11 protein-coding genes are annotated in these 13,792 nt (G+C 58.3%); 8 read left to right on the top strand and 3 right to left on the bottom strand.

The window, feature by feature from the left end:
* Window positions 1-14: 14 nt before the first annotated feature.
* On the bottom strand, window positions 15-632 hold the full coding sequence (locus AC07VR_RS26645; RefSeq protein WP_494994049.1) for a helix-turn-helix domain-containing protein: 618 nt from the start codon (window positions 630-632) through the stop codon (window positions 15-17).
* A gap of 102 nt (window positions 633-734) precedes the next feature.
* Entirely contained in the window at window positions 735-2,696 is a 1,962-nt protein-coding gene (locus AC07VR_RS26640) for an oxidoreductase (RefSeq protein WP_495013049.1), read from the bottom strand.
* 214 nt (window positions 2,697-2,910) lie between these two features.
* Here AC07VR_RS26640 and AC07VR_RS26635 point away from each other — a divergent pair, with 214 nt between their 5' ends.
* From AC07VR_RS26635 to AC07VR_RS26610, 6 genes are all read left to right on the top strand, one after another.
* Window positions 2,911-3,960 carry an ABC transporter substrate-binding protein gene (locus AC07VR_RS26635; RefSeq protein WP_495013048.1) on the top strand — a complete coding sequence of 350 codons (1,050 nt, stop codon included), beginning with the start codon at window positions 2,911-2,913 and terminating at the stop codon, window positions 3,958-3,960.
* Between the two features lie 142 nt (window positions 3,961-4,102).
* A complete protein-coding gene (locus AC07VR_RS26630) occupies window positions 4,103-4,750 on the top strand; it encodes a TetR family transcriptional regulator C-terminal domain-containing protein (protein WP_494994046.1) in 648 nt (215 codons plus the stop codon).
* A 91-nt stretch (window positions 4,751-4,841) separates the two neighbouring features.
* Window positions 4,842-5,561, top strand: a complete 720-nt coding sequence (locus AC07VR_RS26625) for a response regulator (protein ID WP_494994045.1) — start codon at window positions 4,842-4,844, stop codon at window positions 5,559-5,561.
* Window positions 5,562-5,566: 5 nt separating this feature from the next.
* Complete coding sequence (locus tag AC07VR_RS26620; protein WP_494994044.1) at window positions 5,567-6,340, top strand: substrate-binding periplasmic protein; 774 nt, start codon at window positions 5,567-5,569, stop codon at window positions 6,338-6,340.
* Window positions 6,337-8,598, top strand: a complete 2,262-nt coding sequence (locus AC07VR_RS26615) for an ATP-binding protein (protein ID WP_495013047.1) — start codon at window positions 6,337-6,339, stop codon at window positions 8,596-8,598. Before AC07VR_RS26620 ends, AC07VR_RS26615 begins: the two co-directional genes overlap by 4 nt.
* 211 nt (window positions 8,599-8,809) lie before the next feature.
* A complete protein-coding gene (locus tag AC07VR_RS26610) occupies window positions 8,810-10,222 on the top strand; it encodes an amino acid permease (RefSeq protein ID WP_495013046.1) in 1,413 nt (470 codons plus the stop codon).
* 285 nt (window positions 10,223-10,507) lie between these two features.
* On the opposite strand, the gene AC07VR_RS26605 is transcribed toward AC07VR_RS26610, so the two are convergent.
* Window positions 10,508-11,167 (bottom strand): LexA family transcriptional regulator, encoded by a 660-nt coding sequence (locus AC07VR_RS26605; RefSeq protein ID WP_495013045.1) that lies wholly within the window; start codon window positions 11,165-11,167, stop codon window positions 10,508-10,510.
* A 192-nt stretch (window positions 11,168-11,359) separates the two neighbouring features.
* On the opposite strand from AC07VR_RS26605, the gene AC07VR_RS26600 reads away from it, so the two are divergent.
* Entirely contained in the window at window positions 11,360-11,743 is a 384-nt protein-coding gene (locus AC07VR_RS26600) for a helix-turn-helix domain-containing protein (RefSeq protein WP_495013044.1), read from the top strand.
* 2 nt (window positions 11,744-11,745) lie between these two features.
* The gene (locus tag AC07VR_RS26595; protein ID WP_495013043.1) at window positions 11,746-13,785 is read left to right on the top strand and encodes a Mu transposase C-terminal domain-containing protein; all 2,040 of its coding nucleotides are present in this window, start codon (window positions 11,746-11,748) and stop codon (window positions 13,783-13,785) included.
* Window positions 13,786-13,792 lie beyond the last annotated feature (7 nt).

Here is a 13,792-nt window from a genome sequence, read left to right as displayed (position 1 = left end):
TCGTTTTTGGCGCTTCAAAAGGTCGGCGGGGTGATTACCCAGATCACCACCGCATCGACCTCACCGGGATTGCCATAACGGTGAGGTTCCTGGCTGGAAAAACTGAAACTGTCGCCTTCATTGAGCTGAAAATAGCGCTCGCCGACCCACAGCTCAAAGTTGCCGGAGAGCAGGTATCCGGCTTCCTCGCCTTCATGGCAATAGCTCTGCTGGCTGTAAGTGCCTGGCGGAAAGCGCGAATGCAGGATCTCCAATTGACGATTGGGTTGCGGGGTCAGCAACTGGTCAACGATGCCGTCTTCGTAATGCACGCTCATTCGGCTGTTCTTGCGGACCACGTAACCACTGTCCTCGGGGGCCGTGCTGGCTTCGCTGGCGAAGAACCACTGGATGGTGACGCCCAGGCTGCGGGCGATGTTGAACAACGCCGGAATCGAGGGGTAAGCCAGATTGCGTTCGAGCTGGCTGATATAGCCTGCCGTCAGCTCGCTCATCTCAGCCAGGGCGGTCAGGGTCATGCCCCGGCGTTTGCGCAGCCCGCGAATCCGCGTGCCCAGAAAGTGCGGCTCTGTTGCGCCGCTCTGTTTGGCGGACGCGGCGCTGGCAGGCGGCAGGTTGCTGCTGTTGCTCATTGCGTGCTCCGAACCGAGTGTTGGCTGAGCGTCTGAAACGCTCGAGCCTGCCGATGGCACGTCAGCGAGGGCGCTGACAAGGGCCCGGAGTATAAAGCAGCCTCAGAGGTCCCAGGCAACCTTCAACCCTTCATAAATCGCTTCTTCGGCCGTGCGCGGTGCCAGGCAGTCGCCGATCCGGCGAAATTCCACCAACCCCTGCAGTTGCGCGCCCAGCGTATCCACCGGCTGATGGCCCTGGCACAGCACCAGGGTGTCGATGTCTTCGAACATGATCGGCTCTGCACTGGCGGTGTGTTGCATGTAGACGGTGCTGTCATCGCAGCCGTACAGACGGGCATAGGGCGTGATCGGAATGCCCAGCCGATGCAGCTCACCGACCAGTTGATCGCGCACGTACAGCGGCAGGTTTTCCCCGCAATGGGTGCCGTTGACCGCCAGCTGTACCTGATGCCCTGCGCGCACCAGACGTTCGGCGACGCCGGGGCCGATCCAGTCGCAACGCCAGTCGACGACGAGCACCGAACGCCCGAGCCTGACCTCGTCGCGCAGCACCTGCCAGGCATCCACCACTTGCAGTTCGCCGCCGCGTTCGAAAGCCGGCCAGTAGGGTTCGGCACCGGTTGCAACGATCACCAGATCCGGCCGTTCGCGCTCGACCAGTGCCCGGTCGACGCGGGTGTTGCGCACCACGCGTACGCCGGCCAGTTCCATTTCCCGCTGCAAGTTGGTGCTGGCGCCGCCGAATTCGCTGCGCCGAGGCAGCAGTTGCGCCAGCAGGACCTGCCCGCCGAGCTGCGAACTGGCTTCATAGAGCGTGACCTCATGCCCGCGCTCGGCGGCCACGGCGGCCGCCTTCATCCCGGCCGGACCGCCGCCGGCGATCATGATGCGCTTGCGTTTGGTGGTCGGCTGCAGGGAGCCGAAAACCAGTTCACGGCCGGTTTCCGGGTGCTGAATGCAGGAAATCGGCAAGCCTTTGTGGAAGTGCCCGATGCACGCCTGATTGCAGGCGATGCAGGCTCGAACATCTTCGCTGCGCCCGGCGTCGGTCTTGTTCGGCATTTGCGGGTCGCAGATCAGTGCGCGGGTCATGCCGCACACATCGGCCTGACCGCGAGCAATGATCAGTTCGGCCTCCTGCGGCTGGTTGATGCGTCCAGTGACGAACAGCGGAATCGACAGGCTGGCCTTGAACGTCCCGGCCTCCTTGGCCAGATAGGCCGGTTCGATGGCCATCGGCGGCACGATATGCACCGCACCGCCCAAAGACGCCGAGGTCCCCGCGACGATGTGCACGTAATCCAGGTACTGCTGCAGTGACTTGACCGCCGCCAGCGACTCGTCTTCGGTCAGGCCTTCGGGGTCGCGTTCGTCGGCGGAGATGCGCAAGCCGATGATGAACTGCTCGTCAGTGTTCGCGCGCACCAGCGCAATGACTTCGCGCAGAAACCGCAGGCGCTGTTGCAGGTCGCCGTTGTAACCGTCGGTGCGTTGGTTGACGCGTGGGTTGATGAATTGCGCGGGCAGGTAACCATGGCTGGCGACCACTTCCACACCGTCCAGCCCGGCTTGATACAAACGCCGGGCCGCTGCGCCATAGCCGGCGACGATGTCGTCGATCATCGCCTGATCAAGCGCGCGCGGCATGACCCGAAAGCGTTCGTTGGGCACCGCCGAAGGCGAGTAGGCGACGGCCAGCAGGCCATCGCTGGACTCCATGATTTCCCGCCCCGGATGGAAGATCTGCGAGAGCACCACGGTGCCATGGGCATGACAGGTTTCGGCCAGTTTTCGGTAGCCCTCGATGCAGGCGTCGTCGGTGGCCATCAGCACATGGGAGGTGTAGCGCGCGCTGTCATGCACCCCGGCAACTTGCAGCACGATCAGGCCCACGCCGCCCTCGGCACGCGCCCGGTGATAGGCGATCAATTGCTCGTTGACCAGATTGTCGGTCGGCATCGACGTGTCGTGACCGCTGGACATGATGCGGTTTTTGAGGCGCTTGCCACGGATCTGCAGCGGTTCGAAGAGGTGCGCAAACGCTTGGTTTGAAGTCGGCATGGTGTGGTACTCCAGGCTAGCCGAGGCCGGTAAACAGGATTTTCGGCGTTGTTATTATTCCGCTATAGAAATTTACCCTCAGTAAAAAATCAACTTGTTTTTTTAATTGTGGTTGAATAGCTTCAATCCGCACCCACTCCTGGGGTGAACCTCACCAAAATAAAAACGGGTCACGGCAGCGCTCGCTGAGTGATACCAGCACGAGGAACCACTGATGAAGTCGAATACGCTCAAGCACGGTTTTTATCCTTTGATTCTCACCCTCGCCATGGGCCTGGGTAGCGCTCAAGCAGAACAGGACATGGTGGTGGTCGGTTATGGCGGTGCCGGTCAAAAAGCCCAGGATGTGGCTTTCTTTCAACCCTTCAGCGCAGCGGACGGCAGCAAGCTGATCCAAAGCGAATACAACGGCGAGATGGCCAGGATCAAGGTGATGGTCGACACCGGCAACGTCGATTGGGACGTGGTGCAGATCGAAGGCCCGGACCTGATGCGCGGCTGCGATGAGGGCATGTACGAGCGACTCGACTGGAAGAAACTTGGACGAGAGGACCAGTTGATTCCCGATGCGGCACAAGCGTGCGGTTCCGCCGCGTTGGTATGGAGCGTGGCGATTGCTTACGACACTGACAAACTGGCGAAGGCACCAGCTTCATGGGCGGACTTCTGGGATGTACAGAAAATCCCCGGCAAGCGCGGGTTGCGTAAACGCGCGGTATATAACCTTGAGTTCGCCTTGTTGGCGGACGGGGTGAAAGTCGAGGACGTGTATTCGGTATTGAGCACACCCGCGGGCGTAGATCGTGCGTTCGCCAAACTGACTGAACTCAAACCCTATATCCAGTGGTGGGAAGCCGGCGCGCAACCGGCGCAATGGCTGATCTCCGGAGACGTGGTCATGACCTCAACCTACAGCGGGCGCATCGCCGCCGCCGCGCAGGGCGGCAGCCATCTGGGGCTGGTCTGGCCTGGGAGCCTGTACGGCATGGACTACTGGGCAATCATCAAAGGCTCAACACATGTGGACCAGGCCAAAAGGTTCATTGCTTTCGCCAACCAGTCCGACGCGCAGATCAAGTATGTCGAGCAGATTCCTTACGGGCCAACCAACACGCAAGCGGCGGCGCGCCTGGATCCCAAGCTGGCCCAATGGGTGCCGACCGCACCGCAGAACCTGATCGGTGCACTGTCGATGAATGTGCCGTTCTGGGTCGATCACGGTGAAGAACTCGAAGAGCGCTTCAATGCCTGGGCGAGCAAATAGGCGCAGACCTTAATGCCCGTAGCAGCTGCTACGGTTCGCGTGGCAAGCCCCCTCGCCACAGTTCGAGTTCCTGTTGTACAGTCGTTCAGCTTAGTGGCTGCAAACAACCAGCCCAACGACTGATCCCAGGAGATTGACCGCAATGACTCAGGAAGCCCGCTTTTCCCGAATGGAGCCGGAGTTGCGCAAGGCCAACCTGATCGAGGCAACGCTGGTGTGTCTCAAACGCCACGGCTTCCAGGGCGCTTCGATCCGCAAGATCTCCGCGCAGGCGGGGGTTTCGGTCGGGCTGATCAGTCATCACTATTCAGGCAAGGATGAACTGGTGGCCGAAGCCTACATGGCGGTCACCGGTCGAGTCATGAGCCTGCTACGCGAAGCCATGGAACAAGCCGCACCCAATGCGCGCGAGCGTTTGTCGGCGTTCTTTCGCGCATCGTTCTCGGCCGAAATGCTTGATCCGCAATTGCTGGATGCCTGGCTGGCGTTTTGGGGCGCGGTAAAGACCGCCGAGGCGATCAACCTCGCCCACGAGCATTCCTACGGTGAATACCGCGCCGAGTTGCGCAAGGTGTTGAACGATCTGGCGCAGGAAGAGGGCTGGGAAGACTTCGATGCCGACCTTGCCGCTATTGGTTTGAGCGCGCTGCTCGACGGCTTGTGGCTGGAGTCGGGACTCAACCCCGGCACGTTCACCCCGAATCAGGGCATCCAGATTTGCGAAGCCTGGGTCGACGGTTTGCAGGCGGGCGGTCGCCAGCGTTTCCGGCTGCAGACGGAGGGCTGTTGATCGACCGTTCAGCAATGGATACTCTCTGCCGCTGATGCAGGAAAAACTCTAATAAGAAACGCGCCTTCGGGCACAGGCAGGACAACAAGCGATGACTCCTCGGGTACTGATCGTCGACGACGATCCGCTGATTCGCGAACTCCTTCATGCTTACCTCTCGCAGGAAGGCTACGAAGTGCACTGCGCCGCAACCGCGGAACTGGCCGAAACCTTTCTGGCAACCACCCCTGTCGATCTGGTGATGCTGGACATCCGGCTACCGGGCAAGGATGGCCTGACCCTTACCCGAGAGCTGCGCGTACGCTCGGAGGTCGGGATCATCCTGATTACCGGGCGCAACGACGAAATCGACCGCATCGTCGGCCTCGAATGCGGCGCCGATGATTATGTGATCAAACCCCTCAACCCGCGTGAACTGGTGTCTCGGGCGAAAAACCTGGTGCGCCGGGTTCGCCATGCCCAGGTGCACAAGCCGGCGACGGTGCTGCCTCGTCAGCAAGTCAAACAGTTCGCTGCCTGGGCACTGGATACCGATCGCCGACGCTTGATCGATCAAGCCGGTGGCGAAACCCTGCTGACCCATGGTGAATACCAGTTGCTCAGTGTGTTTTTGCGCAACAGTGGCCATACCTTGAGTCGCGACCAGTTGATGGATCAGATCCGCAACCGTGAATGGGTGCCCAATGATCGCTCCATCGACGTCCTGGTGGGGCGCTTGCGGCGCAAACTGCATGACGATCCCGCCGAACCGCAATTGATCATTACCATCCATGGCGCAGGTTATTTGTTCACCGCCAGTGAGGCTGCCTGAACGGCATGTTGCGGCTGCTCTGGCTGCTGTTGGCGCTGGCGGGTACAAGCGCTGCGGCGGCCGAGCGAATTCGTTATTGCGATTATCCGGTTTACCCGCCGATTTCCTGGAGCGACGGCAAACAGGTGCGCGGCCTTGCGCCCAGCGTGGTCAAAAGCTTGTTTGGTCAGCTGGGTTATGAGGTCGACATCGTCGTGCTGGGCAACTGGAAGCGCTGCTTGCTGGACGCCGCCGAAGGCCGCGTTGACGTGGTCCTGGCCTACAGCACGGCGCAACGCGAGCAGAGCATGCGCTTCTCGACGGTGCCGGTGTTGCGCGAAGAAGTCGCGGTGTTCGTCAATCGCCAACATCCGGTGAAGTTCGAACGGCTTGAAGACCTGGGCAACTACCGTGGCGGTTTACTGTTCGGTGAAAGCTATGGGCTGGACTTCGATCGTTTCGTCGCTCAGCACGGCAATATCGAATGGGTGTCCGACAGTCGACAGAACTTCGGCAAACTGATTCGCGGCAGGATCGACTTCATCACTCAGGAGCGACGCACCGGGCAGCTGTTCGTTGAACACTTGCCGGGCGCCGCAGACATCGAGGCATTGCCCAATTCGTTGAGCGTGGACTATTTACGGGTCGCGGTGTCACGCCGTTCCGCACTGGCCGAACGCATGCCCGATATCGACGCCCAACTGCAGCGGATGGTCGACTCCGGCGAGATCGAACGTTGGCTGAACGAAAGTGAAGCCACCTACCGAGACATGATCAACCTGCCGGCGGATGCGCAATGAAACGCACCAATCCCAGCGGCCTGTTGCGGCGTTTGCTGCTGTTCATCCTGCTGTTCAGCCTCTGTTTCACCCTCCTCGCCAGCACCGTGCAGTTGTACTTCGAGTACCGCCGTGAAATGCGTGATATCGATTCGCGCATGGAACTGATCCGGGCCGGCTACCTGGCAAGTCTGGAGCGCAGCCTCTGGGATCTCAACCAGGAGCAGTTGAATGTGCAATTACGCGGGTTGGTGGATTTTTCCGATGTGGCCCGCGTGCGTTTGAGCAGCCCTGACTTTGACCTGCTGCAAGGCAGTTCATCTGCACCGGGGGCGTTGCGCATCGAGCGTTTCGAGCTGAACTATCAGCCGCCGGCCGGCCCATCGCGGCATCTGGGCGAGCTGGAAGTCAGTACCGATCTGGGGGCGGTGTATCGCCGTTTGTACGCCACCGGGCTGACCAGCCTGTTATGGATGAGTGTGTTCCTCTGCGGTCTGGCGGTTGCGCTTTCGGGGTTGTTCTACCGTTTGGTGACCCGACATCTGCAGGTCATGGCCGATTTTGCCCGGCGAATTGCCGCCGGAGACTGGCACGAGCCTTTGCGGCTGGATAAAAGCAGCACCGGTACCGAGGACGAAATCGATACCGTGGCTCACGCGCTCGATGACATGCGCCGGGCAATCCTTAGCGATATCGACCGGCGCGAAGTCGACCGTCTGGCACTGCAAGACAAGCGTGACGAACTGCAGAAAATGGTCGAGCGACGCACCGCCAGTCTGCTGCGCGCCAAGGACGATGCCGAAGCGGCCAACCTCGCCAAGTCGCGCTTCCTCGCCACCATGAGCCATGAACTGCGCACGCCGCTCAATGGCATTCTTGGCATGGCTGAACTGCTGCGCGGCGCCCGCCTCGAGGAGCGCGATGGTAAACGTCTGGAAGCTTTGTATAAGGCCGGCGAAGGTTTGCTGACGATTCTCAACGAAGTGCTGTATTTCGCCCGGCTGGAAGAAGGTGAAAGCCATCCGGAGCTCGTCGATTTCTCCGTCAGGCAACTGATCGATGAAGTGCTGACGCTGCTTGAGCCGAGGGCGTTGAGCAATGGCACTCAATTGCATTGCCGGTTTGATCCGCAGGTCGCAGATCGTTGCCACGGTGCCGAGCAGTTTTTGCGTCAGGTGTTGAGCAATCTCCTGGCCAATGCCGTCAAGTTCACCGAGGCAGGGCAGATCACCGTTGACGTCGCGCTGCTGGCTGCTGGTGATCTGATAACTGGACAGCGCCTGCGTTTCAGCGTGACCGACAACGGCATCGGCATCGCGGCAGCGGTGCAGGAAAAGATTTTCGAGCGTTTCACTCAAGCCAGCGAAGACGTGGCGCAGCGTTATGGCGGCACCGGATTGGGATTGGCGATCAGTAAACATCTGGTGGAAGTTCTTGGCGGGCGCATCGGTGTCGACAGCCAGGAGGGGCAGGGCAGCTGTTTCTGGTTCGAGCTGACCCTGCAACCGGTCGTGGGGGTTGCGAACGCCACCGCCACCAGTGCGCCGGGCCAGGCCCTGAGCATTCTGGTGGTCGAAGACGTGGCGCTGAACCGCGATGTGGTCAGCGGCTTGCTGGAGCGGGACGGGCATCGGGTCAGTCTCGCCGAAGATGCCGAGCAGGCTTTGGAGTGCTGCCGCAAGCAATCCTTCGAGTTGATTCTGCTGGATGTGCATCTGCCGGGAATGAGCGGCGTCGAGCTGTGCAGACTGATCCGCAGCACGTCTGGGCCCAATCAACACAGCCGTATTTTCGCTCTGACCGCCAGCGTGCAGCCGACCTTGGTACGCGGTTATCTGGATGCCGGTATGCAGGGCATTCTCGGCAAACCGTTGAAACTCGAAAGTCTGCGCCAGGCATTGGCCGGTGAATCGCCCATGCCCGAGCCTGCGCTGGAACACGAGTTGATGGACTGGCAGTTGCTGCACACCCATCGCACCTTGCTCGGCGAACAAAAACTTCACGGCCTGCTGAAGGTGTTGCGCGACTCGATTGCCCAGCATCGCACGGCGCTTACGGAAGCCATCGAGGCGGGTGACTGCACGGAAGTGGCGCATCTGGCCCATCGTTTGGCCGGGAGCAGCGATTCGCTGGGGTTCCGCGCCTTGGCCGATGTCCTGCGAGCCTTCGAGGAGGCCGCACTGATCAACGACACCGTGGCGATACACGCGCTGGTGCCGCAGTTCCATGGGGTGTTGCAGCGTTCGCAAGGGGTGCTGGCAGACGTGTTGAATGCCTGACGCACAAATTCGTTACGACTTATTACATCTTTGATCTTTGCGTACAACGCGAACTTACATGGCTTTCCAATAATCGGGACAACCGCGCCGGACGCGGTCTTCGAAGCTTATTGGAGATAATAATAATGAACTGCCGTAAAGCTGATCTTTCCCCGCGCGATGACCTCCTGTCATCCACCGCGCACCTCGCCCAGTTTTAAGAGGTGCCGTCATGAGCGAATCTATCGAACGAAAAGGCGTACACCTGACCCGAGCCTTGAAAAGCCGGCACATTTTCATGCTGTCGCTGGGCGGGGTCATCGGCACCGGGCTGTTCATGGGCTCGGGTGTCACCATCAACCAGGGCGGGCCAGTGGGCGCCATTCTGGCTTACCTGGTGGCCGGCTTTCTGATGTATCTGGTGATGGTCTGCCTCGGCGAGCTGTCGGTGGAAATGCCGGTTTCCGGATCCTTCCAGACCCACGCCACCAAGTACATCGGGCCTGCCACCGGCTTTATGATTGGCTGGGTTTACTGGATGAGCTGGGCAACCACAGTCGGTCTGGAATTCACCGCGGCGGGCATGTTGATGGTGCGCTGGTTCCCGATTATCCCGATCTGGTACTGGTCGGCGCTGTTCGTGGTGGTGTTGTTTGGACTGAACGCCTTGGCGACCCGTGCTTTCGGTGAAGCGGAATACTGGTTCTCCGGCATCAAGGTGGCGGCAATCCTCGGCTTTATCATCGTTGGCGTGCTGGTGATTTTCGGCGCGATACCGCTGACCAGTGGTGCCCCGGCGCCGATGATGACCAATCTGATCGGTGACTCGCTGTTCCCCAACGGGCTCTCTGCGGTGTTCGCGGTGATGATGACCGTGGTGTACGCCTTCCAGGGCTGCGAAATCATGGGGGTTGCCGCTGGCGAAACCGATCAGCCGGAGAAAAGTATTCCCAGGGCTGTGCGCAACGTGGTGTTCCGCGTGCTGATCTTCTATGTGCTGGCGATTGTGGTGCTGTCGGCCATCGTGCCATGGCAGCAGGCCGGCTTGATGGAAAGCCCGTTCGTGCAGGTGTTCGACATGGTCGGCATTCCTTACGCCGCGGACCTGATGAACTTCGTGATCCTGACGGCGATTCTGTCGGTCGGTAACTCGGGGCTGTACGCTTCGACGCGGATCCTTTGGGCCATGTCGAAAACCGGTATGGCACCCAAAAGCCTGTCGCCATTGAGCTCTCGCGGCGTGCCGTTGCGTGCTCTGAGCATCACCCTGTGCTTTGCGCTGGTGTCGCTGATGACCAGCTTTGTTGCCGCCGACACCCTGTTCATGGTGCTGATGGCCGTGAGCGGCATGTCCGGCACTGTGACCTGGATCGTGATCGCCCTGGCGCAATACAAATTCCGCCGTGCGTACATCAAGGGCGGCGGCAAACTCAGCGATTTGAAATACCGTGCGCCGTGGTTCCCGTTCCTGCCGCTGCTGTGCATCGCTTTGTGCTGCTCGCTGTTCGTCTTCCTGGCCCTCGACGAGACCCAACGTCCGTCGCTGTATTGGGGCTTTGGCTTTATCGCCATCTGCTACGGCGCTTACTTCATGACCAACCGTAAACGTCAAGCGGCTCTGGCGCAGGCCCTGCCAACGGTTTGAGCCAACAAACGAAAAACCTGTAGGAGCGAGCTTGCTCGCGATAGCGGACTTACAGTCAACATCCCCGTTGAATGTGATGCCGTCATCGCGAGCAAGTGTGAGTTAACGATTGATATGGCACCAAGAGAAACCGGTGGGAAGAAGCCGGAAGAACCTGGGCGAATCAGGAAAGACGGGGGCTTGAGCGGAGAGGTGGCGCGAAAGTAGTGCCAAATAGGGAGCAAACGAAAAACGGAAGATGACTCACCAAAGAGCCCGCATTTAGCGGGCTCTTTGGCATTTGCTCTAGATCATCCAGCCGCCGGACCAAACAATCTGGCCCACGACATGCAATGTGTCGAGGCTACCGCGTGGGACAGCTAGTGGCTGATAGGCAGAGTTTGCGCTGATGACCATCACGCCCCCATCAAGTTGGCGTTGCAGTCTCTTGGCATACAACAAGTCGTCCAAGCGGATTACATAGAAACCTTCGCCCTGGAACTGGTTGCGACGCAGATCAACCATTACGGTGTCTCCGTCGCTTAGCACGGGCTCATTGGAATCACCTGCAACGCGTACAGCTGCCAGATGTTCCGTGAGCAATCCTTTCTTACGCAGGCTGTACTTGGTAAAGGCCAGCATGGTCAAAATCCGGGCTCCTTCGTTCCAGGCGCCGTGTCCCTGGCTGATATGGGCGTCGTAAAGTGGAACGTAGTCGTACAGTTCCTCCTGCTGGCTCTCCAGAGCTTCACCAGCGTGTTTAGAGCCTTCACCGCTCGCAAGCCATCCAATATCCACGCGAGCAGTCTTGGCGATAGCCACAAGCCTGGAGGCCTTGGGCTCACTGTCCCCCGTCATATACGACTCAAGCGTACTTCTCGGAATCGATGCTTTTCGAGACAGCTCATCACCGTTTCCGACTATCGAAGCGCACTCCCTAATTCTTTCAGCAAGGTTCTCAGGCATTTCGCTTTCCCATTTGCGGAAAACGAAATGCGCGTCTTCTTTTTTTCAGCATTTCGAATTCCTAAAAAACCCAATAAAAACAAGCGGTTAGCTAAAAACGGTGCCAAACACAGCGGAAGACACAAACGAAATCTTCAGTTTTCGGTTGTTCGCTTTGCGGAAAACGACTAAATTATTCCCAAGGGAACGTTAGTGACCCTAAAAACCACTCTAAATAGTGGAAAACGGAACCAAAAAATGAAGATAGATAACGAAATTCCGAAGAAGGCCGAACTGCGCTGGGAATGGATCAAGTTTCAGCTGCGGGCCAAAGGCACTTCGCTGGCTCAACTGGCTCGCCAACTCGGAGTTGAGCGTAACGCACTGAACAACGTGAAGCGCGTTGCCTATCCCCGCATGGAGCGAGCTATCGCCCAAGCCCTAGGCCTTACGCCTTTTCAGATTTGGCCAGAGCGTTGGGATCAAAGCGGAGAACCGTTTCGTCAGCGACCAGGTCGGGCCGAAAAATCTTCGGAAATCGCGCAGAAGTCTAACGGTTTATCGCCTAAAACACACCATCACGCAGGGAAGGCTTGAGCATGGCCAAGTCACTTGGATGGTTCACAGCTAAGGAGTTGGCTGGGCTCCCCGGTATGCCGGGAAGTGACCGGGCAATTCAGATCCGGGGAAAGGATAGTTGGGAGTGGCGCAAGCGAGCAGGGACCAAAGCGGTTGAATACTCGCTTGGTTCTCTGCCTGTCGAAACGCAACAGTTTTTACTCACCCGCGAAGTTGGTACTTCTGAACTAACTACCGATCTTCTGTTGGTTCATTCCGATTCGGAATTGATTGAGCGTGACGCTAAATTATCGTCACGCCTGAACAATAAACAACGAAATGTGATGCTTGCTCGTCTCTCATTCATTCGGGAGATCGAGCGTGTCGGTGCGGTAACTACTCAGAAAAACGCCATCGACGTTCTGGTTAAACAGGCGAGAGACAATGCACTGAGCCCGTATCTCATGGAGCGCGTGGACCTTGCAAATGACCGAAAGACCGGAAGCCGAGCATTGTCTGAGCGGACATTGAAACGTTGGTTGTCCGCATATCGTGCCCAAGGTGAAAGCGGGTTGGCGCCTCTTCGCCAGAAGCCTAACACTGACGTTCCTGAGTGGTCGGCGACGTTCCTTCGGTGCTACCAGAGACCAACAAAGCCAAGCGTAGCTGCAAGTTACGGAGAGTTCCTGACTCGCTACCAAGGCGAAACGCCTCCAAGCATCCACGCTGTGCAGCGGTTCTTAAAAAAACTGACGCCTGAGGCTCTCAACGTGGGGCGGATGAGCCCTCAGGAGTTGAAGGCGCTGCAACCGTTTCGTCGTAGGTCTACCAAGAATCTGTTTCCAGGGGATGTTTATACCGCTGACGGTCATAAGTTCGACGCTGAGGTACTTAATCCGCTTACCGGCAAGCCTTATCGCCCGGAAATTACAACGGTTCTGGACGTGGCGACCCGTCGTGTCGTTGGGATATCGGTTGGTGAGGCTGAATCAGCTATTGGCGTTTTGGACGCTCTGCGTGATGCGGTGGGTAAATGCATGTTCGCGATCTTCTACGTGGACAACGGATCAGGGTTCGACAACGACACAGTACGAGAGGTTGTTGATCGTCTCGGCGGCACGATGACTCACTCTCTGCCCTACAACAGTCAGGCGCGAGGGTTGTCGGAGCGAGGCCATCAAACGATCTGGGTACGTGCGGCCAAGAAGTTAGTTAGCTACATCGGTGCTGACATGGACAAGCACGCAGGAACCAAGGTGCATCGTATTGGACGTAGAGAACTGAAGAATACCGGCACTACCAGATTGCTACCTTCTTTTGCCGAGTTCATGGCGGGCGTTGAGGAAGAAATTATTTCCTATAACAACACGCCGCATCGGGGGCTCGAAAAAATTAGAGATGTTGGAACAGGCTCACTAAGACATCCAAGCCCTGATGAAGCATGGAATGCGGCCTACGCCGAGGGGTGGGAACCAATTGCAGCGTCACCGGAATTGGTTGAGTCGCTAATGAGGCCGCAAATCGTTCGTCAGACTCGACGTGGCGAAATTAATTGGCTTGGAAATAAATACTTTCTTAACGATCTACGCGGCTTGCACGGACAAGAAATACGGTTGGCGTACGACGTTAGAGATGCTGGGCGTGTTTGGACATACACGTTAGACGGAGAGTTGATAGGCGAGGCAGTTCTAGACGGAAACTCCACTGATTATATGCCGATGAACATGCTGGAACGGAGCCGTGAGAAACGGGCTCAGGGGCAAGTCAAGAGGTCCATGGACAAGGTGGAGACGTTGACGGGGAGTCGAGTGGAAATGATTGCTCCGACCAATGCTCCGTCGGCAACGCTTAGCCGAGAGCAACTAATTTCAGCTCATGAGTACGCAATTGCTCTTGAGGCAGCAGCGCCAGCGTTTCACGTTCCAGGCGATGACGTTTCACGTTATCGGTTGTGGGTAAAACTCAATGAGCGTGTGAACGCAGGGGAAGAGTTGACCGCTGACGAAGCCAAATGGTGGGAAAGATACCCCGCACACCCGGACTTCGCAGCGATGCAACAAGTGTTTCAAAGCGCGGGCTGAATCCCGC

Source organism: Pseudomonas sp. GW821-FHT02H09, from assembly GCF_059421425.1.
Note: the sequence above shows the minus strand (reverse complement) of the source record. Positions and strands in the feature narration are given on the sequence as shown.

What these genes read in the sequence shown, in the direction of transcription:
- AC07VR_RS26645 (WP_494994049.1), bottom strand. Translation starts at nt 632, where the DNA reads ATGAGCAACAGCAGCAACCTGCCGCCTGCCAGCGCCGCGTCCGCCAAA.
- AC07VR_RS26640 (WP_495013049.1), bottom strand. Translation starts at nt 2,696, where the DNA reads ATGCCGACTTCAAACCAAGCGTTTGCGCACCTCTTCGAACCGCTGCAG.
- AC07VR_RS26635 (WP_495013048.1), top strand. Translation starts at nt 2,911, where the DNA reads ATGAAGTCGAATACGCTCAAGCACGGTTTTTATCCTTTGATTCTCACC.
- AC07VR_RS26630 (WP_494994046.1), top strand. Translation starts at nt 4,103, where the DNA reads ATGACTCAGGAAGCCCGCTTTTCCCGAATGGAGCCGGAGTTGCGCAAG.
- AC07VR_RS26625 (WP_494994045.1), top strand. Translation starts at nt 4,842, where the DNA reads ATGACTCCTCGGGTACTGATCGTCGACGACGATCCGCTGATTCGCGAA.
- AC07VR_RS26620 (WP_494994044.1), top strand. Translation starts at nt 5,567, where the DNA reads ATGTTGCGGCTGCTCTGGCTGCTGTTGGCGCTGGCGGGTACAAGCGCT.
- AC07VR_RS26615 (WP_495013047.1), top strand. Translation starts at nt 6,337, where the DNA reads ATGAAACGCACCAATCCCAGCGGCCTGTTGCGGCGTTTGCTGCTGTTC.
- AC07VR_RS26610 (WP_495013046.1), top strand. Translation starts at nt 8,810, where the DNA reads ATGAGCGAATCTATCGAACGAAAAGGCGTACACCTGACCCGAGCCTTG.
- AC07VR_RS26605 (WP_495013045.1), bottom strand. Translation starts at nt 11,167, where the DNA reads ATGCCTGAGAACCTTGCTGAAAGAATTAGGGAGTGCGCTTCGATAGTC.
- AC07VR_RS26595 (WP_495013043.1), top strand. Translation starts at nt 11,746, where the DNA reads ATGGCCAAGTCACTTGGATGGTTCACAGCTAAGGAGTTGGCTGGGCTC.